21 protein-coding genes are annotated in these 20,348 nt (G+C 73.2%); 10 read left to right on the plus strand and 11 right to left on the minus strand.

Annotated features, from left to right (window positions below; genetic code table 11):
* Positions 1 to 6: 6 nt before the first annotated feature.
* Complete coding sequence (locus ABZ857_RS09295) at positions 7 to 759, minus strand: hypothetical protein (protein WP_357040078.1); 753 nt, start codon at positions 757 to 759, stop codon at positions 7 to 9.
* Between the two features lie 125 nt (positions 760 to 884).
* On the opposite strand from ABZ857_RS09295, the gene ABZ857_RS09300 reads away from it, so the two are divergent.
* The 3 genes from ABZ857_RS09300 to ABZ857_RS09310 are packed head-to-tail and all read left to right on the plus strand — an operon-like array spanning position 885 to position 3,789.
* Complete coding sequence (locus tag ABZ857_RS09300; protein ID WP_357040081.1) at positions 885 to 1,928, plus strand: AAA family ATPase; 1,044 nt, start codon at positions 885 to 887, stop codon at positions 1,926 to 1,928.
* Positions 1,925 to 2,845 (plus strand): DUF58 domain-containing protein, encoded by a 921-nt coding sequence (locus tag ABZ857_RS09305; protein WP_357040084.1) that lies wholly within the window; start codon positions 1,925 to 1,927, stop codon positions 2,843 to 2,845. The genes ABZ857_RS09300 and ABZ857_RS09305 overlap by 4 nt, the downstream gene beginning before the upstream one ends.
* Positions 2,842 to 3,789 (plus strand): VWA domain-containing protein, encoded by a 948-nt coding sequence (locus tag ABZ857_RS09310; RefSeq protein ID WP_357040087.1) that lies wholly within the window; start codon positions 2,842 to 2,844, stop codon positions 3,787 to 3,789. The genes ABZ857_RS09305 and ABZ857_RS09310 overlap by 4 nt, the downstream gene beginning before the upstream one ends.
* 19 nt (positions 3,790 to 3,808) lie before the next feature.
* Here ABZ857_RS09310 and ABZ857_RS09315 read toward each other — a convergent pair whose 3' ends face one another.
* From ABZ857_RS09315 to ABZ857_RS09325, 3 genes are all read right to left on the minus strand, one after another.
* Positions 3,809 to 5,221 carry a hypothetical protein gene (locus ABZ857_RS09315; RefSeq protein ID WP_357040090.1) on the minus strand — a complete coding sequence of 471 codons (1,413 nt, stop codon included), beginning with the start codon at positions 5,219 to 5,221 and terminating at the stop codon, positions 3,809 to 3,811.
* A 231-nt stretch (positions 5,222 to 5,452) separates the two neighbouring features.
* Complete coding sequence (locus ABZ857_RS09320; RefSeq protein WP_357040093.1) at positions 5,453 to 6,331, minus strand: hypothetical protein; 879 nt, start codon at positions 6,329 to 6,331, stop codon at positions 5,453 to 5,455.
* Positions 6,331 to 6,891, minus strand: coding sequence for an RNA polymerase sigma factor (locus tag ABZ857_RS09325; RefSeq protein WP_357040096.1), 561 nt, complete (start codon positions 6,889 to 6,891; stop codon positions 6,331 to 6,333). The genes ABZ857_RS09320 and ABZ857_RS09325 overlap by 1 nt, the downstream gene beginning before the upstream one ends.
* 129 nt (positions 6,892 to 7,020) lie before the next feature.
* Here ABZ857_RS09325 and ABZ857_RS09330 point away from each other — a divergent pair, with 129 nt between their 5' ends.
* From ABZ857_RS09330 to ABZ857_RS09350, 5 genes are all read left to right on the plus strand, one after another.
* Positions 7,021 to 7,665 (plus strand): methyltransferase, encoded by a 645-nt coding sequence (locus ABZ857_RS09330; protein ID WP_357040099.1) that lies wholly within the window; start codon positions 7,021 to 7,023, stop codon positions 7,663 to 7,665.
* On the plus strand, positions 7,662 to 8,213 hold the full coding sequence (locus ABZ857_RS09335) for a TrmH family RNA methyltransferase (RefSeq protein WP_357040102.1): 552 nt from the start codon (positions 7,662 to 7,664) through the stop codon (positions 8,211 to 8,213). The genes ABZ857_RS09330 and ABZ857_RS09335 overlap by 4 nt, the downstream gene beginning before the upstream one ends.
* Positions 8,214 to 8,449: 236 nt before the next feature.
* Positions 8,450 to 9,247: a glycerophosphodiester phosphodiesterase gene (locus tag ABZ857_RS09340; RefSeq protein ID WP_357040104.1), complete on the plus strand. Its 798-nt coding sequence runs from the start codon at positions 8,450 to 8,452 to the stop codon at positions 9,245 to 9,247.
* 119 nt (positions 9,248 to 9,366) lie between these two features.
* Positions 9,367 to 10,716 (plus strand): MFS transporter, encoded by a 1,350-nt coding sequence (locus ABZ857_RS09345; protein ID WP_357040107.1) that lies wholly within the window; start codon positions 9,367 to 9,369, stop codon positions 10,714 to 10,716.
* A gap of 152 nt (positions 10,717 to 10,868) precedes the next feature.
* Positions 10,869 to 11,213, plus strand: coding sequence for an RNA polymerase-binding protein RbpA (locus ABZ857_RS09350; protein ID WP_030509898.1), 345 nt, complete (start codon positions 10,869 to 10,871; stop codon positions 11,211 to 11,213).
* A gap of 60 nt (positions 11,214 to 11,273) precedes the next feature.
* On the opposite strand, the gene ABZ857_RS09355 is transcribed toward ABZ857_RS09350, so the two are convergent.
* The 5 genes from ABZ857_RS09355 to ABZ857_RS09375 form a co-directional block, all read right to left on the minus strand.
* Positions 11,274 to 12,134, minus strand: a complete 861-nt coding sequence (locus ABZ857_RS09355; protein ID WP_357040110.1) for a universal stress protein — start codon at positions 12,132 to 12,134, stop codon at positions 11,274 to 11,276.
* Between the two features lie 101 nt (positions 12,135 to 12,235).
* Positions 12,236 to 14,398: an MMPL family transporter gene (locus ABZ857_RS09360; protein ID WP_357040113.1), complete on the minus strand. Its 2,163-nt coding sequence runs from the start codon at positions 14,396 to 14,398 to the stop codon at positions 12,236 to 12,238.
* Between the two features lie 23 nt (positions 14,399 to 14,421).
* Entirely contained in the window at positions 14,422 to 14,970 is a 549-nt protein-coding gene (locus ABZ857_RS09365; RefSeq protein ID WP_357040116.1) for a helix-turn-helix domain-containing protein, read from the minus strand.
* 98 nt (positions 14,971 to 15,068) lie between these two features.
* Entirely contained in the window at positions 15,069 to 15,773 is a 705-nt protein-coding gene (locus ABZ857_RS09370) for a zinc-binding dehydrogenase (protein WP_357040119.1), read from the minus strand.
* 194 nt (positions 15,774 to 15,967) lie between these two features.
* Positions 15,968 to 16,912 carry an SDR family NAD(P)-dependent oxidoreductase gene (locus tag ABZ857_RS09375; protein ID WP_357040122.1) on the minus strand — a complete coding sequence of 315 codons (945 nt, stop codon included), beginning with the start codon at positions 16,910 to 16,912 and terminating at the stop codon, positions 15,968 to 15,970.
* 139 nt (positions 16,913 to 17,051) lie between these two features.
* Here ABZ857_RS09375 and ABZ857_RS09380 point away from each other — a divergent pair, with 139 nt between their 5' ends.
* Entirely contained in the window at positions 17,052 to 17,651 is a 600-nt protein-coding gene (locus tag ABZ857_RS09380; protein ID WP_357040124.1) for a helix-turn-helix domain-containing protein, read from the plus strand.
* A gap of 28 nt (positions 17,652 to 17,679) precedes the next feature.
* Here ABZ857_RS09380 and ABZ857_RS09385 read toward each other — a convergent pair whose 3' ends face one another.
* Complete coding sequence (locus ABZ857_RS09385; RefSeq protein WP_204051213.1) at positions 17,680 to 18,276, minus strand: TetR/AcrR family transcriptional regulator; 597 nt, start codon at positions 18,274 to 18,276, stop codon at positions 17,680 to 17,682.
* Between the two features lie 109 nt (positions 18,277 to 18,385).
* Between ABZ857_RS09385 and ABZ857_RS09390 the strand changes: the two genes are divergently transcribed.
* Positions 18,386 to 19,192 (plus strand): SDR family oxidoreductase, encoded by an 807-nt coding sequence (locus tag ABZ857_RS09390; RefSeq protein ID WP_357040127.1) that lies wholly within the window; start codon positions 18,386 to 18,388, stop codon positions 19,190 to 19,192.
* Between the two features lie 60 nt (positions 19,193 to 19,252).
* Here the strand turns inward: ABZ857_RS09390 and ABZ857_RS09395 are convergent, their stop codons facing one another.
* Entirely contained in the window at positions 19,253 to 20,272 is a 1,020-nt protein-coding gene (locus ABZ857_RS09395) for a serine hydrolase domain-containing protein (RefSeq protein WP_357040130.1), read from the minus strand.
* Between the last annotated feature and the right edge of the window lie 76 nt (positions 20,273 to 20,348).

The raw sequence follows: 20,348 nt of genomic DNA on the forward strand, positions 1-20,348 counted from the left end.
CGCGCGTCAGATGGGGCCGCGGCCGTCGAACAGGTCGTCCGGCCAGGGGCTCTGGCTGCCGTCGCCGCTGCCGGACGGGCCGGGGGTGGGCTGCTGCGGCTCGGGCGAGGCGGGCTCGGGCGGAGGGGTGGGCACGAACTGTGTGTTCGGCAGCGGCCGGGGCGGCTCCGGCTCGTCCTCGCCGCGGAACAGCAGCATCCAGGTGACCAGCGCGAGCACGAGCACGAGCGTGGCCAGCAGCGCCGAGGCGAGCACGACCGAGCGCCGGGTGGCCACCGGCGGCGGGGGCGGCGCGGGCGGGGCGGGCAGCGCGGGGGTGCGGTCGCCCAGCCAGTAGTGCGCGAAGTCGGGCCCCTGCCGCCGCCCGATCAGCGTGCCGGACACGGTGACCGGGTCGAGGAACCGCTCGGCCCCCGGGCCGTTCGGCACGTACGGCACGGCCACCCAGGGCGCGGGCCCGTCCTGCATCGCCAGGACGGGAGGCGCGTCGGGGGACACCCTGCCGCGCACGCGGTCCACCAGGGAGGCGCCCCACCCGCGTACGCCGGTCCTTCCCTGCGCGTCCTTGATCGCGGTGACGAACCGGTCCCGCGCGGCGGCGTCGAGGGCGGCGCCACTGGACAGGACGGCCACCGACACCACCCGTCCGTCGGGCGCCTGGCCCAGATAGACGAGCCCCGCCGGGGCCGTCTGCAGCCGCGCCTGCAGCGCGAACGGCCCCACGTGGGGCGGGTCGCCGTACTGCAGCGGAGTGACCATCCCCCACATCAAAACACACGCCCACATCCGGAACACACGGGCGCGGCAGGGGGTGTGGCACGCGCCGGGACGGGCAAATGGGAGAGAAATGGATTCTCCAGCCGAGTCACGATTGAATAACGAGCATGACCGTTGCCGATGAACGCAGTGACCCGGAGCCCGGCGAGGGCGTGACGGAGCAGGAGGAGGACGAGGCCCGGCTGGACGCCCTGCGGGAGGCGCTGGCCGAGGTCCGGCGCGTGATCGTCGGACAGGAGCACATGGTCGAGCGGCTGCTGGTGGCGCTGCTCGCCCGGGGACACTGCCTGCTCGAAGGCGTCCCGGGGGTCGCCAAGACGCTGGCCGCCTCGACACTGGCCACCGTCGTGGGCGGCACGTTCGCCCGCATCCAGTTCACCCCCGACCTGGTGCCCAGCGACATCGTCGGCACCCGCGTCTACCACCCGGGCTCCGAGCGGTTCGACGTCGAGCTCGGGCCGGTGTTCGTCAACTTCCTGCTCGCCGACGAGATCAACCGCGCTCCGGCGAAGGTCCAGTCGGCCCTGCTGGAGGTGATGGCCGAGCGGCAGGTGACGCTCGCGGGGCGCACCCACCCGCTGCCCCGGCCGTTCGTCGTGCTGGCCACCCAGAACCCGATCGAGTCGGAGGGCGTCTACCCGCTGCCCGAGGTGCAGCGCGACCGGTTCCTGTTCAAGGTGCGGGTGTCCCACCCGAGCGCGCACGAGGAGCTGGAGATCCTGCAGCGGATGAGCGTGCGCCCGCCCGTGCCCAGGCCGGTGCTCGACCCGGCCACGCTGGTGCGGCTGCAGGACATGGCCGAGGAGGTCTCGGTCCACCAGCTCGTGGCCGACTACGTCGTACGGCTGGTCATGGCCACGCGCGCCCCGGCCGACTACGGCCTGGCCGACCTGCAGGACACGATCGAGATCGGGGTGAGCCCCCGGGCGACGCTGGGCCTGATCGCCGCCGGCCGGGCCCTGGCCCTGCTGCGCGGGCGCGACTACCTGCTGCCCGACGACGTCCGCGACGTGGCCGTCGACGTCATGTCGCACCGGCTGATGCTCACCTTCGACGCGCTGGCCGACGAGGTGGACCCCGACGACGTCGTACGCCGGGTCCTGCAGGCGGTGCCGCCGCCGCTCGTCGTGTGGAACCAGGGCATGCGATGAGCGGGGCCAACCCCGACCAGGCGCTGCGGCGGCTGGAGCTGACGGTGGTGCGGCGGCTGGACGGGCTGCTGCAGGGCCGCCACCAGGGGCTGATCCCCGGGCCCGGCAGCGAGCACGGTGACAGCCGCGTGTACGTGCCCGGCGAGGACGACGTGCGCCGCATGGACTGGGCGGTGACCGCGCGCACGACGGTCCCGCACGTGCGGGACCTGATCGCCGACCGGGAGCTGGAGACCTGGGCGGTGGCCGACCTGTCGGCGAGCATGGAGTTCGGCACGGCCGACATGTCCAAACGCGACCTGGTCGTCAGCGCCGTCGGGGCGATCGGGATCCTGGCGAGCCGGGTGGGCGACCGGTTCGGCGCCTACATCCTGTACGGCGACGACGTGCACCGCTTTCCGGCCAAGCCCGGCCGGCCCCGGCTGTACGCTCTGCTGCACTCGCTGCTCAGCGCGCCGCCCGCGCAGGGCGCGGTGGACCTCGGGGAGGCTCTGGAGATGATGGCGACGGCGCACCGCAAGCGCGGGCTGCGGGTGGTCGTCTCCGACTTCCTCGACTCGCCGGACTCCTGGGAGCCGCCGCTGCGCCGCCTGGCCGCGCGGCACCAGGTGCTCGCCGTGGAGGTCATCGATCCCCGCGAGCTGGAGCTGCCCGACGTCGGGTTCGTCACCCTCGCCGATCCCGAGACCGGGCGCTCGCGCGGCGTCCACCTGTCGTCCGCGCTCAGGGAGCGCTACGCCGAGGCGGCGGCCGAGCAGCGCTGGGCGACCCGGGCGGCGCTGCGCCGTGCCGGGGCCGCCCATCTGGTGCTGCGCACGGACCGCGACTGGGTGTTCGACATCGCCGAGTTCGTGCTGCGGCAGCGGCGCGCATCCCATCTGCTGCGCCGGGCCGCGAACAGGAAGGCGGGCGCATGACCTTCCTCACCCCCGGCTGGCTCTGGCTGTTCGTCCTGGTCGCCGCGCTGGTCGCGGCGTACGTCGCGGCGCAGTTCGCGCGCCGCCGCTACACGGTGCGCTTCACGAACCTCGCGCTGCTGTCGCTGGTGGCGCCCGAGCGGCCCACCTGGCGCCGGCACGTGCCGGCCGTGCTGTTCCTCGTCATGATGAGCCTGCTGGTCCTCGGCGCCGCCCGGCCCGCCGGCGAGGTGAAGGTGCCCCGCGACCGCGCCACGATCATGGTCGCCGTGGACGTGTCACTGTCGATGGAGTCGGCCGACGTCCCGCCCACCCGGCTCGTCGCGGCCAAGCAGGCCGCCCAGCAGTTCGTGCGAGACCTGCCCGAGCGGTTCAACGTCGGAGTGGTGGCCTTCGCCAGGTCGGCCGCCGTGGTGATCTCCCCCACCACCGACCACGCCGCGGTGAACACCGCGATCTCCAGCCTGACCACCCGGCCCGGCACGGCGATCGGCGAGGCCGTGTTCAACTCGCTCGACTCGATCAGGTCGTTCGACCAGCGGGCGGTCACCGATCCGCCGCCGTCCGCCATCGTGCTGCTGTCGGACGGCGACAACACCTCCGGGCGGTCGGTCAACGAGGCCATCGAGGCGTCGGTCGGCGCCAAGGTGCCGGTGTCCACGATCGCGTACGGCACGCCCGAGGGCACGGTGACGATCGACAACCGGGCGGTGCAGGTGCCGGTCAACAAGACCACGCTGAAGTCGCTGTCGGACGGCACCGGAGGCCGGGCGTACACCGCCGAGTCGGGCAGCGAACTGCGCGACGTGTACGCGCAGATCGGCACCTCCCTCGGTTACAAGGTCGTCCATCAGGAGATCACCCAGCGGTTCCTCGTCGCGGCGATCGTCGCGGGCCTGCTGGCCGCCGCGGCGGCGATGCTGCTGGGCGCCCGCATCCCCTGACCGGATCACCCGGCACGTTTCAGCCGACCGGCGCCTCGCGGCGCCGCTCGCGGGCCCTCTCCGCCGCCGCGCGGCGAGGAGGCCCGGCGAAGGCCAGCCCGGCCGCCAGGCACGCCACGGGCACGACGGGAAGCACGTAGCGGTGGTCGAAGTCGAGCACGGCCACCGGCGCGACCAGCAGCGTCACGGCGACCGCCCACGGCAGCGCCGCCGTCCGCCACGGTCGCCGCACCGCGCCGACCGCCCCCAGGAGCAGGATGGCGGCCAGCAGCGGCCCGCGCAGGTAGGCCGGGTACTGGTAGGCGATGAGCAGGTCGGCGTACGGCCGGACCGAGCGCATGCCGGTGAGATCGGGGTCGTACTCCCGTCTGACCTGCTCGACGAGCGGCTGGTCGGCGGGCAACGGCCAGGTGTCGAGGGCGAAGCCGAACGCGGGGACGGTGCGCGCCGGGTGGGCGACGGGGGTCCAGGCGAACGCGAGCGCGGTGTCCTTCACCACGTCGCGGAGGTAGTCCACCGGCTGGGCGGCGACGGCGCGCAGCGCGAAGGCACGTGCCCGGTCGTTGAGCGCGACGTGTCCGCCGGGGAGCCGGTTGAGGGAGGACTCCTTCGCCCACACGTACTCCCCCGAGGCGTCGAGGACGGTCCCGTTCGGGCACAGCGGCGCGAGGTCCGGCGGGGGCTGGATCACCGCGCAGTCCGCGAAGGTCATCGTACGGGCCCACAACGCCACTCCGTCCGTGCCGCTGACGCCGAACCGGCCGTGGACCCCGCCGTACCATGTCGCGTACGCGGCGACCGGCAGCAGCCCGGACAGGGCGAGCACGGCCGTCCGGCGCCAGGGGACGCGCCGGACGGCGAGCACCAGCAGGACGAGCAGGATCAGCGGCAGCGCGATCGTCCGGGTGAGGGCGGCGCCCGCGAGCAGCAGGCCGGCGGTCGCGGCGGCACGCGTGGACGGCACCGGCCGGCGGGCCAGCAGGGCCGTCGCGGCGACGACCAGCAGGATGAACAGCGAGTCGGACACCACGGCGTGCTCCAGGCGGAGGAACGACGCGTCGAACAGCACCGGCGCCGAGGCGGCCACGGCGGCCCAGCCGGGCAGTCCCCGGCCGCGCAGCGCCGCGTAGACGACGACCCCGGTCGCCAGTCCCATCGCGTGCTGCACGGCGACGACCACCTCGACGCTGTGGAAAGGCAGCAGGGCGCGCAGCAGCAGGGGGTATCCGATCGGGTGGAACCCCTGCTCCGGCCGCAGGTGGACGGCGTTGTGCAGGTAGGTGTACGAGTCGTACCAGTACATCCGGGCGGGCGGGTAACCGAGCATGGTGACCACCCTGAGCGCGGCCGCGGCGACGAGCGCGACCGTGAAGGCCCGGTGGCGCCCGATCCCGGCGAGGACCGGGAGCAGGCGGCGAGGATATGCGGGCATGGCGAATCCGATCGTCTAGTGGGGGTGGCCACGAACCTTGGCCGGGTCGGTCACTGCGCCGGTGGGAGAATTCGGGCAGACCACGCCGCCCGGCGGCCGACTGGAGGGCTGTGGGGCATGCCGATCAGCGGCGGCGGAGCGATCCACTGTGACCGGTGCGGGCGGCGTCCGCGCTCGCCCGCCCGGCGCGGCCCGCGCCGTCCCACGGGGGCGCGGACCGCGTGGCCGTTCTCAGTGGGGATCGGCGCAGAAGGCGTTCCTGGGGCGCGGCTGGGGGTTGGGGGTGGGGTTGACCAGCATGAGCGCCTGGCCGTCGGCGACCATGACCCCTTCGTGGACGTACCAGTCGGCGGGGGCGGACGACCTGGTGCTCTTGGTGACGTAGGAGGTGAACTCCGCCCGCACGCCGCGCTCCCGGAGCAGGGGCAGGATCTCGGCGACCGTCTTGTTGACGTAGTCCACGCAGTGGAAGGGCTGGCCCTCCATGTCGATGGCCTCCAGGAGCCCGTAGCGCTCCCCGGGCCGGGCGGCGCGGCCGATCAGCACGGTCGCGTGCCCGCGGAAGCCGACCGGGATGCGGAAGCCGATCGGGCAGCCGGCGAACCGCACGCACTCGCCCGGCGCCTCGATCGTGGTGATCGCGCTGTGGTCCCGGGTGCCGTCGAGGTAGAGCGCCCGTCCCGCCGAGCCCGCCGCCGTCGGCACCAGCCGCACCTCCACGTCCAGGCCGCGGTCGTGCAGCTCGCGCTGGTATGTCGCGGGGTCGGCGAACAGGTCGCGCACCATGACGACGTAGTGGTCGCCCTCCCGCCTGATGTCGAGCGCCGCGGCGGCGGGCGCGGGGCCGAGGCCCGCCGCCCCGGGCACGAGCCAGCCCACGGCGAGCAGGACGGCGGTGAGCGAGACGATCACGGGCAGCATGCGGGGGCTGCGCACGAGGGTCCGGGCGACGCCGGCGACCGCCTCCGTCACACGCGGGCAGTGGGTCGCCGGAGCCGGGCCCGAGACGATCTCCTCCAGCAGTTCCATGGCGGCCGGCGTCACCCCCGGGCCCGGGTCCGGGGCGATCCCGGCGACGAGCCGGTGCAGGTCATCGCGGTCGTGGGTCATCACGCCTCCCCTCCCGCCAGCGCCGGCATCCGCACGCCGTACCTGGCCACGTCCACCCCCGCGGAGCTCAACTCCTTGGCGAGGCGCTTGCGGGCCCGGTGCAGCCGCAGGCGGGCGGCTCCGCGCGAGCAGCCCAGCACCGCGGCGATCTCCGCCGATCCCAGCCCCTCCCAGCTCACCAGCGCCAGCACCTCGCGGTCGTCGGGGCCGAGACGCAGGAACGCCGCGCGTACGGCGTCGAGATCCTCGTGGTCCGGCTTCCGATCACGCTCGTCCCATTGGCCGAGTTCCGCGCCGAGACGTTCCACGAGCGCGCTCCTGCGGGTCTCGGCTCTTCGGCCGTTGGCCAGCACCCGCCGGGCCACTCCGTACAGCCATAATCGGGCCGACGGGCCGGCCGGGACGTCGGCGATGCGCCGCCATGCCGTCGCGAAGGTCTCGGCGAGGGCGTCGGCGGCGTCCTCGGGGGATTCGGTGCGGCGCCGCACGTATCCGAGGAGATCCGCGTAATGCGCCAGATAGATCTCCTCGAAACGACGCCTCAGGTCCGAGCGGGCCACCGATACTCCCCCTTCACCGTTTTCTCCGCCATCTCGTACGTGTCCGGAAGGCCGGAAGTGTTTCAGCCGCCTCCGGTCCTCGCACCGGCGCGGAGATCAGCGGTCTCCGGCGTTGGTACGTTTGGGCACGTGGCCCATTACTTCGAGGAGAGCCCCCAGGCGGCCAGCCGGCCCGGTTCGGTCACCCTGGTTCTCCCGGATCTGCACCTGCGGCTGGAGACCGACCGCGGCGTGTTCTCCCCAGAACGGATCGACCCGGGGACGCGGGTGCTGCTGGAGACCGTCCCGCCGCCCCCGGCCGAGGGCGACCTGCTCGACCTCGGATGCGGCTACGGCCCCGTCGCGCTGACGATGGCGTCGCGGGCGCCGAGGGCCACGGTGTGGGCCGTCGACGTCAACCGGCGCTCGGTGGAGCTGTGCGATCGGAATGCCAAGAGCGCGAGCCTTGACAAAGTAAGGCCAGTGCACGCGGACGAGATACCGCAGGACGTCAGGTTCCGGGCCATCTGGTCGAACCCGGCCATCCGGATCGGCAAGGCCGCGCTCCACGAGATGCTCACCCGGTGGCTCGACCGGCTCACTCCCGACGGCAGCGCGTACCTGGTCGTGCAGAAGCACCTGGGCTCCGACTCCCTGCAGCGCTGGCTGACCGAACAGGGCTGGCCCACCTCACGGCTGGCCTCCCGGTCGGCCTACCGCGTGCTGCGGGTCGACGCCCGTCCCGCCGAGATCCAGACGCGAGAGATCCAGCAGCGAGAGAGCAAGGAGCGATGAGCACTCCCAACCCGCGCAGGCAGCTCAAGCCGACCGACGTCAAGCGGCTCAACCGCACCTGGCGCCGCAACACCGAGGGCCGTCTCGCGCTGATCCTCGAATCGGTGACCGGCCCCTTCAACGTCGGATCGATCTTCCGTACGGCCGCCGCCTTCGGCGCGGAGACGATCTGGCTGGCCGGCAACGCCACCCCGCCGACCAACCCCAAGGCGCAGAAGACCGCGCTCGGCACCGAACGGCTGGTCGAGTGGCACGAGCCGGTCCCGGTGGCCGAGGCCGTACGCTCCGCCAGGGAGGAGGGCTTCCGGGTGGTCGCCGTCGAGCTGACCGGCGACGCCGTCCCCCTGCACGAGGCCAAGCTCGACGGCGACGTCTGCCTGGTGCTCGGCAGCGAGGACCACGGCTGCTCCCCCGCCGGCCTCGAGGCGGCCGACTCGGTCGCCTACATCCCCCAGGTCGGCAGGGTCGGATCGGTCAACGTGGCGGTCGCCGCGGCCATCGCCATGGCGGAGACCAGGCGGCAGGAATGGGCGTCGCCCTCCAGGTAGCCGCCCCCGGAACGACCCGCCCGGCCGAGCCCGGGACCGCGTGCCCCGGCTCGCATGCCCCGGCTCGCATGCCCCGGCTCGCGGCCGGCCCGAGGCGGCAAGGGCCGGCGGACACGGGGTGAACCGCGACACGCCGCCCAGGATCATCCGCCCTCAAGGATGACAAGGGACTCTTGTGACGCAAATGTTCACCTACGTGCGCTGACTGTACGGCCGGGACCCGGCATACTCCTTTCGTGCACCGCCGTTTCACGTTCCTCGACCACCCCGGGCCGCTCGCCTTCGCGCACCGAGGCGGTGCGGCGGAGGCCCGCGAGAACACCATGGCGGCCTTCTCCCGGGCGGTCGAGCTCGGCTACACCTACCTGGAGACCGACGCGCACGCGACCGCCGACGGCGTCCTGCTCGCCTTCCACGACCACACGCTCGACCGCGTCACCGACCGCGCCGGCCGCATCTCGCGGCTGCCCTACCGCGAGGTGCGCAGGGCCAGGATCGGCGGCCGGCACGAGATTCCGCTGATGGAGGACCTGCTCGGCACCTGGCCGGACGTGCGGTTCAACATCGACGTCAAGGAGAGCGCCGCGATCGTGCCGCTGGCCCGGGCGATCCGCCGCACCCGCGCCTACGACCGGGTGTGCCTGACCTCGTTCTCCGACGCGCGGCTGGCCCGCGCCCGGCGCGCCATCGACCGGGAGGTCTGCTTCTCGCTCGGCCCGCGCGGCCTGGCCGCCCTGCGTACGGCCGCGATGGGCGGCGGGTACGGCAGGCTGCTGTCCGGGCTGGCCCGGGCGGGAGTGCCGTGCGTGCAGGCGCCCATCGGGTTCCGCGGCCTGCGGGTGACCACCCGCACCCTCGTGCGCACCGCGCACGCGATCGGCATGCAGGTGCACGTGTGGACGGTGAACGACCCGGTGACGATGGCCCACCTGCTCGATCTCGGCGTCGACGGGATCATGACGGACAACATCAGCGGCCTGCGCGACGTGCTCAAGTCACGCGGGCAGTGGCACCCCCGCCCGGACGTGTCGTGACCCAGGACCACCCCGCCAAAGCCCTGGCCCCCCGAACCTGACCCCGTCACCCCGGCCCCGCTTCAACCTGCCCCGCCGAACCCGCCCCCCGGCGACGCTCCACCCCGTGAGGAGAGACCATGACCGCCCCCCAGGTCGTCCACGAGGAGATCCCCGGCGCGCGGCGGCGCGAGCAACGCGGCTGGTACTGGTACGACTGGGCGGACTCGGCGTTCCAGACGACCGTCCTGACCGTCTTCCTCGGGCCGTACCTGACCTCGGTCGCCACGACGGCGGCGGGCGGCGAGGACGGCTTCGTGTCGTTCCTGGGCCTGGACCTGCGGCCGAAGGCGTACTTCACGGCCCTGGTCACGATCTCGGTGCTGCTGCAGATCGTGATCATGCCGATCGTCGGCGCCCTGGCCGACCACACCGGCCGCAAGAAGCAGATCCTGGGGGCCTTCGCCTACCTGGGCGCGGCGGCCACGCTCGGCTTCTACCTCGTCTCCGGCGGCGGCTATCTGCTCGGCGGCGTGCTGTTCCTGGTCGCCAACGTGACCTTCGGCTCGGCGCGCGTGGTCTACGACTCGTTCCTGCCACAGATCTCCGGCGCGGAGGAACGCGACGCGATCTCCAGCAGGGGCTGGGGCTTCGGCTACCTCGGCGGCGGTCTGCTGCTCGCGCTCAACCTGGTGCTCTACCTGTCCGGCGCGGTCGAGGAGGGCCTGGCGGTCCGCGTGAGCCTGGCCTCGGCGGGCCTGTGGTGGGGCGCTTTCGCCCTGATCCCGATGCTGCGCCTGCGCAACCGGCGGGTCCCCGTCCACGAGGCGACCGCGGTGCGGGCCGTGGCCGGCAGCGTCCGCCAGCTCGGCCGGACCCTCGCCGACCTGCGCCGTTATCCCCGCACGCTGCTGTTCCTCGCGGCCTACCTGGTCTACAACGACGGCGTGCAGACGGTGATCGGGTTCTCCGCGACGTACGCCGACCAGGAGCTGGGGCTGAGCCAGACGCACCAGATCGGGGCGATCCTCATGGTGCAGTTCATCGCCGTCGGCGGCGCGCTCGGGCTCGCGCGGATCGCGGCCAGGATCGGGACCAAGCGCACGGTCCTGGCCAGCCTGGTCGTGTGGACGGCGGTGGTGGGCGTGGCCTACTTCCTGCAGAAGGGAGCGGCGGTCCAGTTCTACGCGATCGCCTTCGCCATCGCGATCGTCATGGGCGGCACGCAGGCGCTGTCGCGCTCGCTGTACTCCCTGGTGATCCCGCCCGGCCGGGAGGCGGAGTACTTCAGCCTCTACCAGATCAGCGACAAGGGGTCGGCGTTCCTCGGCTCGCTGGTGCTCACGCTGGCGCTCCAGCTCACCGACAGCTACCGCACCGCGATCGTCTCGCTGATCGTGTTCTTCGTCGTGGGGTTCGTGCTGCTCACCGTGGTCAACCTGCCCCGGGCCATCCGTGAGGCGGGGAACGAGGTGCCCGACCACATCTGAGGGCTCATGTCCGACGGCCACATCTGAGACCAGTGGGACGGAAAAAGCGCGATTGGATCAGGTCTCGGCTGGGAATCCACACACGGTATCAGGCGTTGTACGCGGTGGCGAACGAACCCCTCGAAGGCGGGGACCTCAGGAGGCTTAAAGACATGGGCGAGCGTGCACTTCGCGGTACCCGGCTCGGCGCGACCAGCTACGAGAACGACCGCAACACCGATCTGGCCCCGCGCCAGGAGGTGTCCTACACGTGCCCCAAGGGCCATCTCACCACCGTCCCGCTCGCCGTCGAGGCCGAGATCCCCACGACCTGGGAGTGCCGTCACTGCGGCAGCCCGGCGCTGCGGGTGGACGCGGAGCAGCCCCAGCAGAAGAAGGCGAAGCCCCCGCGGACCCACTGGGACATGCTGCTGGAGCGTCGCTCGATCGAGGACCTCGAAGAGGTGCTGAACGAGCGCCTCGCCATTCTGCGCGAGCAGCGGCGCAAGAGCGCGTAGGACGCCGGCAACGCCCCCGGCGGCCTGGATTCCCCCAGGCCGCCGGGGGCGTTCGCGTGCTCAGTGGGCCGGCGCCGGCCCGCGGACGACGACCATGGGGCACGTCGCGTAGTGGAGCATGGCCTGGCAGACCGACCCGAGGATCAGGCCGCTGAACGCGCCGTGGCCCTGTGACCCGATGACGAGCAGGTCGGCGCCCGCCGACGCCTGCCGCAGCACGTCCACCGGATGGCCCCGGACGACCTCCTCGATGACCTTGACGTCGGGGTAGAGCTCGCGGCGCCCGGCGAGCGCCTCCCTGACCATCCGCACCTCGACCTTCTCGTCGTCGAAGTCGTCCGGGACCGGCGCGAAGCCGCCGCCCGCCTCCAGCGGGCTGTAGGCGTGCACCGCCCGCAGGCCCGCCCCGCGCAGCGCCGCCTCGGCGAAGGCGAAGTCGAGCACCTTGGCGCAGGCGGGGGATCCGTCGACGCCCACCACGACCTCCGGGCGCGGCGCCGAGGGCACCTCCCGCACGACGACCACGTCGCACGGGGCGTGACCCGCCACGCCGTACGCGACCGAGCCGAGCAGCAGGCCGCGGAAGCCGCCGAGCCCATGGTTGCCGAGCACCAGGAGATCGGCGTCCACGGCCGCCTCGATGAGCGCCGGGCGCGGGTCACCGGCCAGGATCGCGGTGTCGACCGGCACCCGGGGCGCCTCCGCGTGAACCCGCTCGGCCGCCGCGCCGAGCACGGTGGCGGCGCCGTCGCGCATCCACGCGGCGACGCTGGTGTACGGGCCCTGCCGCGCGGTCGAGCACGCCCAGGCGGGGATGGCGTTGGCGATCCGCAGGGGAACGCCGCGCAGGTCGGCCTCCCGGCCCGCCCAGCAGGCGGCCTCCATGCCGGCGTGCGAGCCGTCGACACCCACCACGATCATGACACCCTCCCCTCGGCCGGTCCTTCCATCGGACCGTTCCCCCGGCGGGGCGTACGAGCGCCGCCGAAGGTCCCGCCCGTACGGGACCTCCGGCCCCAGCTCTAGGACACCCCAGCGTGCTCCGGTGAGGCGGCGGCGCGGGCGGTGAGGTGGTGGCGCAGGCGCTCGCCCTCGACGTCGAGGTCGGGCAGCGCCCGGTCCAGGGCGCGGGGCAGCCACCAGGCGGCACGGCCGAGCATGGACATCACGGCGGGGACGAGGGTCATGCGGACCACGAAGGCGTCGACCAGCACGCCGACGGCCAGCGCGAAGCCCATCGACTTGATGATCGGGTCGTCCATGAACACGAACCCGCCGAACACGGCCGTCATGATGAGCGCCGCGGCGGTGACCACCCGCGCGTTGTGCCCCATGCCGTTGATCGTCGCCTGGCGGGGGGTGTCGCCGTGCACGTAGTCCTCCCGCATCCGCGAGACCAGGAACACCTCGTAGTCCATGGCCAGGCCGAACAGGATGCCGATGAGCAGGATCGGCAGGAAGCTGACCAGCGGGCCCGGCACGTCCACGCCCAGCAGGCCGGCCAGGTGACCCTCCTGGAAGATCGCCACGGTGATTCCGAAGGTCGAGCCGACGGTGAGCAGGAAGCCCAGCGCCGCCTTGACCGGGACCAGGATCGAGCGGAAGACGAGCATGAGCAGCAGCACCGACAGGCCGACCACCAGCAGCAGGTACACCGGCATGGCGTCGGCGAGCTTATCGGAGACGTCGATGCCCACGGCCGTGGCGCCGGTGACGGCGATCTCGGCGCCGCCGATCGCGGCGACCTTGGCGCGGATGGCGTGGACGGCGTCCTCGGTGGCCGCGGCGGTGGGCCCGGCCTTGGGGATGATGGTCAGCAGCGCGGTGGTGCCCGCTGCGTTGGGCTGCGGCGGTGCCACGGCCAGCACGCCGGGGGTCTGCTGGATCAAGCGGGCGGCCTCACCGGCGGCGGCGGTCGTCGCCGCGCGGTCGGCGGCGGTGACCACGGCGATCAGCCGGGCGTTGAAGCCCTCGCCGAATCCCTCGCTGGTCAGGTCGTAGGCCTCGCGGGCCGGAGTGCCGGGGGCGGCGGTGCCGGCGTCGGGCAGGGCCAGCCGCAGGTCCTGGGCCGGCAGCGTGAGCGCGCCCAGGGCGAGGACCCCGGCCAGCAGGATCGGCACGCGCAGCCGGGTGACCACCCGCCCCCACGTGTAGCCGAAACCCCGGCCGCCCGCGCTCGCGTTCTCACCGGTGCGCTGCTTGCGGGGCAGCACCCGGGATCCGGCGTACGACAGGAAGGCGGGCAGCAGCGTGAGGGCGACCAGCACGGCGACGGCCACGGTGCCGGCGGCGGCCAGGCCCATCACGCTCAGGAACGGGATGCCGACCACGGACAGACCCGCGAGCGCGATGACCACGGTGGCTCCGGCGAACACGACCGCGGATCCGGCGGTGCCGACCGCCCGGCCCGCGGCCTCCTCCGGCGCCACGCCCTCCGCCAGGAACTGGCGGTAGCGGGAGGTGATGAACAGCGAGTAGTCGATGCCCACGGCCAGGCCCAGCATCAGCGCGAGCACCGGCGTGACGGAGGTCAGTTCGACGAGGCCGCTGAGCGCGAACAGGCCGCCCATGCCGGCCCCCACGCCGATCAGGGCGTTCAGCAGGGTCATGCCGGCGGCCACCAGGGAGCCGAAGGTGACGATCAGCACCACCGCGGCGATCACGACGCCGATGCCTTCCGACCCGCCCACTTCCGGCGCGGCGTTCAGGACCTCGCCGCCGTGCTCGACCCGCAGCCCGGCCACTGAGGAGCCGGCCTTCAGGTAGGCAGCGCGCTGGGCGTCGGTCACGTCCTTGAGCCCGCGGTCGAACTGCACCTGGACCAGGGCGTAGCGGCCATCGGCGGAGACCGAGCCGACCTGGAACGGATCCATGGCGGCGACGACGCCGGGGACGGCGGCGGCCTCCTTGACCACGGGCGCGACCGCGGCGGGGTCCAGCTTCCGGCCCTGCGGAGCGGCCACGACGATGGTGCCGGTGGCACCGCTGGCCTGCGGGAACTCCTTGGCCAGGGCGTCCAGCGCACGCTGCGACTCGGTGCCGGGCATGGCGAACTTGTCGCCGGTCGGGCCGTGGAAGGCGGCGGCGGCCAGGCCCAGGACCACGAGCAGCAGCAGCCACACGGCGACCACGCGCCCGCGTCTGCGGAAGGAGAACCGGCCCAGCCGGTACAGCAGGGTTGCCAAAGCAGATCTCTTTCTTCGGGAGGTCAGTCGGTCTGCAGACCGAGCGTGCGCAACGCACCGCGGGTCAGCTCCGCGCGCAGCGTCTCCTCGGGGAGCGCGAGCTCGCCGGCGCTGGTCAGGATGATCCCCAGCATCGCCATCCAGGCCCAGACCCGGGCCTGGGGGGCGGCCGAGCGGCCGGACAGGGCGTCCGTCAGCCGTTCGGTGAGGCCGTCCACGTCGGGCAGTTCCGGCCGGTTGATCAGCGCGTCGACGTCCTGCAGGAGGATCTTCACCTGCAACCGGAAGCGCAGGGACAGGTCGACGAGCCCGGCGACGGCGGCACGGGCGGCCTCCTCGCCGTCGAGCCCGGCGAGCCGCGCTTCCAGTGCGGCGAACTCCGGCCCGACCGGTGCCAGCAACTCGGTCAGGATCGCGTCCTTGTTCGTGAAGTGGTAGAGCAAGGACGCCTTGGAGCAGCCCGCGTCCGTGGCGATGTCCTGCAGGGAGGTGCCGCGGAAGCCGTGCGCGGCGAACAGCCGCACGGCCGAGTCCAGGATGTCCGCGCGCATGGTGGTTGCGGAACGTGCCATGCGGACACCCTAGCTGACCGATCGGCCAGCATTTGACCGATCGGCCAGCGAAAGGGGTTCGAGTGACGGGGTTCACACGCAGAGGGCGAGGCCGGAATCTATCCGGCGAGCCGGCCTCGACGGAGAACCAGTTTCGTGGTCTTCGCGGCGTACGCGGTGGGGGCGTCGTCCCAGTCCGCGAGCAGGGTGGTGACGCGTTCGGCCGGAAAGCCGGTGCGGTGGACGAAGTCCAGCAGGTCCGGAAGGGTGACGCGGACGTGGGAGACGCCGACCCGGAGAGTGACGTCGGTGGCGTACATGCGCATCAGCGGGACGCGAGTGCCGCTCGCGAGGTAGTAGCCGACAGCCGTGCAGATCCCGCCGGGAGCCGTCGCGGCGAGTGCGCGGCGCAGGCCCGGAGCGCGTGAGGTGGCTTCGACGACGATGTCGTAGACGCCGCGGGTGGCGGCGTCCGGCGGCCGGGCTTCGGTGCCGAGGGATTCGGCGATCTCCCTCCGGTGCGGGTCGTCGTCGAGGTAGTGGACCGTCGCGGCACCGTGCGCGGCCGCCAGTCCGGCGGCGTACAGGCCGATGCTCTTGGCGCCGCCGAGGACGAGCACGGTTCCGCCTTCGCGGCGGGCGAGCGCGGGGACGACGGCCCTCCAGGCGTCGGCGAGGTTGTCACCGGCCGCGGCGACGCGGATCGGCGGAACGCCGTCCGGCACGGGGACGAGCATGTGGTCGGCGTGGGGGACGCGGATCCGGTCGGCGACCATGCCGCCCCAGGGGCCGCTGGCGGGGCCGAACCCGTAGGCGGCGAGCACGCCTCGGGTGGTGGCGGCGCATTTGGAGGTGAGCCCGGCCAGGCAGCGGCGGGCGATCAGGCCGGCACGCCCCTGCGGGAAATGCGAAGGCCCGGCCTGGGAAGGCCGGGCCTCGGCGCGGGCGGACCGTGCCGCAGATCATGAGGCGCAGATCATGAGGCGCAGATCATGAGGCACGGATCACGCAGCGCGGATCACAGGTCGAGCAGGTCCGCCGACACCTGCCAGAGCAGGGTGGCCGCCTCCGGGTCGAGCGCGTACGCCGCGACGCCCCGGCCCGCGCCCGGCTCGACGATCTCCGCCTCCTGGTTGTCCTCGAAGTAGCGTCCGCTGACGCCCTCGACCAGCGGCGAAGCGGCGAGTAGCACGGAGGTGGCCGCACCCTGCTCGGTGTTCTTCCATGTCACGCCGGTCGAGTTGCCCAGCGCGCGGCGGCGCTCGATGTAGTCCGGCTCCAGGTGCCGCTGCAGGCCGGTCGGGATGCCGCCGGGCATGAGCGCGTTGACCGCGATGCCGTCACCGGCCCACCGCCTGGCGGCCTCGACCGCGAACAGCACGTTGGCCGTCTTCGACTGCCCGTACGCCAGCCACGGGTCGTACGGGCGCTCCCGGAAGTGGATGTCGTCGAAGACGACCGGCGAGCGCAGGTGGGCGCTGGAGCTGACCGACACGACGCGGGCGCCACCGGCCGCCGCGAGCGCCGGGTGCAGGCCGACGGCCAGGGCGAGGTGACCGAGGTGGTTGGTGGCGAACTGCAGTTCCCAGCCCTCCGGCGTCCGGGTCTCCGGACACGCCATCACCCCGGCGTTGTTGACGAGGATGTGCAGCGGGCCCTCCCACGCGGCGGCGAACGCGGCGACGGAGGCCCGGTCGGCGAGGTCCAGCGGCGCGACGAGGACGGCCTCGCCTTCGGTGGTGGCGGCGATGTCCTCCGCGGTCCGCTTGCCCGCGTCGAGGTCGCGGACCGCGAGCGTCACCTCCGCCCCCGCCGCGGCCAGCGCCCGGGCGGTCTCGACGCCGATCCCCGACGCCCCGCCGGTCACGACCGCCCGCCGCCCGCGCAGGTCGACCCCCTCCAGGACCTCGGCCGCGGTGGACTGCCCGGTGAACGGCGTCGTGATGCGGTTGCTGTGAGTCATGTTCGTCCCCGTCCCGTACGGCGGCAGGGCCCCTGGAGAGCCCGGCCGCTACAATCAGGAAACCGGAGGAACCTCCGGTACGCCTGGACTCTAACCGGAGAATCCTCCGGTTAGCAAGCCGCGTCCATATGGAGGAGCCGTGTCCACCCCCGCTCGACCGTCCGGAGCCAAGCCGTTGCGCGCCGACGCCCGGCGCAACCGTGAGCGGTTGCTGGACGTCGCCCTGCGGGCGTTCTCCCAGGACGGGCCGGACGTCACGCTCGACGCGATCGCGAAGGAGGCGGGCGTCGGCATCGGCACGCTCTACCGCCATTTCCCCACGAGAGAGGCGCTGATCGAGGCGGTCTACCGCAACGAGCTGGCGAAGCTGTGCGACGCGGCGGCCGAGCTTGCCGGCGAGATGCCGCCCGACGTGGCGATGCGCACCTGGATGGACCGTTTCGTCGACTACCTGGCGACCAAGCGGGGCATGGCCGACGCGCTGCGCGCCGTGATCGCCTCCGGGGCGAACCCGTACGCGCACAGCCGCGACCGGCTGCTCGGCGCGATCGGCACGCTGCTCGACGCGGGCGGCGCCGCCGGGACGCTGCGGCGGGACGTGGCGGCCGAGGACGTGCTCACCGGCATGAACGGCATCTGCCTCGCCACGGGCGAGCCCGAGCAGCGCGAACAGGCCGGGCGCCTGCTCGACCTGCTGATGGACGGCCTGCGCCGGAGAGCACCCGGCGCGGACGCCTGACGACAGGCCGCGCCCGGCGATCCCCTCTTCATCCCACGGCGTGGCCGATCGAGTCGAACGCGACCTTCAGTAGCTCACGGAGGGGAACGGCGCCCTTCTGCCGGGTCCAGGTCTCGCCGGCGGCGTCGAGACAGGCAATCGCGCCGGCGACGACGGCGGCTGCCCGCAGGTCGGCCAGGCCGTCGCCGGGATCGGCCGGGAGCCGCCGCTTGACCTCGGGGAGCAGGTCGGCCTGCCACTGCAGGTGTTTCTCCAGACTGCGGGCGCGCAGGGAAGGCGTGCCGTACATCATCTCGGAGATCTTGAGCAGCCGCTCCCGCTCGCCGGGTGCCTCGTCGATGAGCGCGACCACGTTCAGCAGCGCCGTCCAGAGGGGCTCGTCGTCGGGACGCTCGGCCAGCGCGGCCGCGGCGCGGGCGCCCTCGCCGGCCAGGTTGCCGAGGACAACGTCCTCCTTCGTGCCGAAGTAGCGGAAGAACGAGCGCCGGGAGATGCCCGCGGCGGCCGCGATGTCGTCGATCGTCGTCGCCTCGAAGCCCTTCTCCAGGAACAGTTCCATCGCGACTTCGGCGATCTCCGCGAACGCGGCCCGGCGGGTGCGACTCCACAGGCTCTCGCTGCTCATGCTGCCTCCTCCGGCCGTGAGCCTATCCGGGCCTGCCCTCGATGTCTAATTGACACTCAGTGCCAGACGGTCGTACGGTGACGCAACAGCCCGTTGAGAAGGAGTCGCCATGTCCACCGTCGATTACCGCGGTCAGAACGTCCTCATCACCGGCGCCAGCTCCGGCATCGGCGCCGAGTTCGCCCGCCAGATCAGTGCCCGAGGCGCGAACGTCGTGCTCGTCGCCCGCAGGCAGGACCGGCTTGAGGCTCTCGCCGCCGAGCTCGCCCAGCGGCACCGCGTCGAGGCGACCCCCATCGCCGCGGACCTGACCACGCCGAAGATCGGCTCCGTCCTCGACCGCGAGCTCGCCCGCCGCGGCATCGAGATCACCGGCATCGTCAACAACGCCGGCTTCGCCACCCATGGCCTGTTCCACGAGGAGGACCCGGAACGGCTGGCCGCCGAGATCGCCCTCGACGTCACCAGCGTCGTGGAGATCAGCCGGACGTTCATCGAGCGGCTGCGCCGCCGCGGTGACGGGTTCCTCGTCAACGTCGCGAGCATGGCGGCCTACCAGGCCAACCCCACGATGGCCGTCTACGGCGCGACCAAGGCGTTCGTCCTCAGCTTCACCGAGGCCCTGTGGTACGAGTCGCGCGGCACCGGGCTGCGCGTGCTCGCCCTGTCCCCCGGCGCCACCGAGACGGAATTCTTCGACGTCGCCGGAAGCGGCGCGGACGGCGGCACCCGGCGCATGGCCGCCGCGGACGTCGTGAAGACCGCTCTCGCCGCCCTCGACCGCCGCAACCCGCCGCCCAGCGTGATCGCCGGCCGGGTCAACCGCACCGCCGCCGCTCTCGGCCGGCTCCTCACCCGCCGCCAGGCCACCATGATGATCGGCGCCATGATGAACCGCTCGGCGGCGGCGGCCTGACCCGAGACCAGGTAGCGCTTTCCACGGCGGCCGGAACGGACGAAGCTGGAACCGCCGGGTTCAGCCGGCCAGGCGAAGGGCCTCGGCGGCGACGGCGTGCCGGAGGTCGCGGATGCCGGGCCGGCCCCGCAGCGGGTGGACGTTGTTGGTGAGCAGCACGACGGTCAGCCGGCGGGCGGGATCGGCGACCAGCGAGGTGCCGGTGAAGCCCGAGTGGCCGATCGCGCCCGCGAGCGGCCCCACGATGGCCGGGTCGTCGATCCGCACGCCGAGCCCCTGGCGGAAGGCGGCGCCCGGCACGCCCTGGTCGCGCAGCATCTCGGCGGTCCAGGCGGGAGACAGGACCGGGCCGCCGCCGGTACGCAGCGCCTCGCCGAAACGCACGAGGTCGGCGGTGGTGGAGAACAGCCCGGCGTGCCCGGCCACGCCGCCCAGCGCGTGGGCCGTCTCGTCGTGCACCTCGCCCCGCACGCAGGTGCCGCGCTTGAACTCTGTGGCGACGGCCCGGCCCGGCTCGACCGGCCCGTACGTCGTGGCGGCGAGCCCGAGCGGCCCGGTGACCCGCTCGCGCACGAGCACGTCCAGCGGCGCCCCGCCGGCGGCCTCCGCCACCCGCCCGGCCGTGATCAGGCCGACGTCGGAGTACAGGTGCGTCCCCGGGGGTCCCTGCACGGGGGTGGACAGCACCAGGTCCCAGCGGGCCTCCTCCGGCTCGTTCTCCACCCGGCGGCTCGCGGGCAGGCCCGCCGAATGCGTCAGCAGGTGCCGTACGGTGATCTCGGGCCGGTGCCGGTAGAACCGGGGCAGCCGGACGGCCACCGGCTCGTCGAGGTCGAGCGCGCCCTCCTGGGCCAGCGAGACCAGCACCACGGCCGTGAACATCTTGGTCAGGGAGGCGATGTCGAAGAGGGCGTCCATCGCCACGGGCGGCCGTTCCGGCAGCAGCCCCCCGGACGGGTCGGCGTACCGCACGGCCTCCCCCACGGCGGCCGCGGCGACCGTGCGCCCGTCCACGGCGATCACGGCGACCGCCGCCGAGGCGACCTCGGGCACCGCGGCCCGCAGGACGTCCTCCAGCATGTGATCAGGCCCTTTCCGATCAGGCACTGTGTTGTCAGGCACTCTGTTGTCAAGCACTGCGTTGTCAAGCACCGTG

The sequence above is a fragment of the Microbispora sp. NPDC046933 genome (assembly GCF_040644635.1).
GTDB lineage: Bacteria > Actinomycetota > Actinomycetes > Streptosporangiales > Streptosporangiaceae > Microbispora.

Excerpts from the sequence above, each read along its gene's own strand:
- ABZ857_RS09295 (WP_357040078.1), bottom strand. The coding sequence starts at position 759 with ATGGTCACTCCGCTGCAGTACGGCGACCCGCCCCACGTGGGGCCGTTC.
- ABZ857_RS09300 (WP_357040081.1), top strand. The coding sequence starts at position 885 with ATGACCGTTGCCGATGAACGCAGTGACCCGGAGCCCGGCGAGGGCGTG.
- ABZ857_RS09305 (WP_357040084.1), top strand. The coding sequence starts at position 1,925 with ATGAGCGGGGCCAACCCCGACCAGGCGCTGCGGCGGCTGGAGCTGACG.
- ABZ857_RS09310 (WP_357040087.1), top strand. The coding sequence starts at position 2,842 with ATGACCTTCCTCACCCCCGGCTGGCTCTGGCTGTTCGTCCTGGTCGCC.
- ABZ857_RS09315 (WP_357040090.1), bottom strand. The coding sequence starts at position 5,221 with ATGCCCGCATATCCTCGCCGCCTGCTCCCGGTCCTCGCCGGGATCGGG.
- ABZ857_RS09320 (WP_357040093.1), bottom strand. The coding sequence starts at position 6,331 with ATGACCCACGACCGCGATGACCTGCACCGGCTCGTCGCCGGGATCGCC.
- ABZ857_RS09335 (WP_357040102.1), top strand. The coding sequence starts at position 7,662 with ATGAGCACTCCCAACCCGCGCAGGCAGCTCAAGCCGACCGACGTCAAG.
- ABZ857_RS09345 (WP_357040107.1), top strand. The coding sequence starts at position 9,367 with ATGACCGCCCCCCAGGTCGTCCACGAGGAGATCCCCGGCGCGCGGCGG.
- ABZ857_RS09350 (WP_030509898.1), top strand. The coding sequence starts at position 10,869 with ATGGGCGAGCGTGCACTTCGCGGTACCCGGCTCGGCGCGACCAGCTAC.
- ABZ857_RS09355 (WP_357040110.1), bottom strand. The coding sequence starts at position 12,134 with ATGATCGTGGTGGGTGTCGACGGCTCGCACGCCGGCATGGAGGCCGCC.
- ABZ857_RS09365 (WP_357040116.1), bottom strand. The coding sequence starts at position 14,970 with ATGGCACGTTCCGCAACCACCATGCGCGCGGACATCCTGGACTCGGCC.
- ABZ857_RS09375 (WP_357040122.1), bottom strand. The coding sequence starts at position 16,912 with ATGACTCACAGCAACCGCATCACGACGCCGTTCACCGGGCAGTCCACC.
- ABZ857_RS09385 (WP_204051213.1), bottom strand. The coding sequence starts at position 18,276 with ATGAGCAGCGAGAGCCTGTGGAGTCGCACCCGCCGGGCCGCGTTCGCG.
- ABZ857_RS09390 (WP_357040127.1), top strand. The coding sequence starts at position 18,386 with ATGTCCACCGTCGATTACCGCGGTCAGAACGTCCTCATCACCGGCGCC.
- ABZ857_RS09395 (WP_357040130.1), bottom strand. The coding sequence starts at position 20,272 with ATGCTGGAGGACGTCCTGCGGGCCGCGGTGCCCGAGGTCGCCTCGGCG.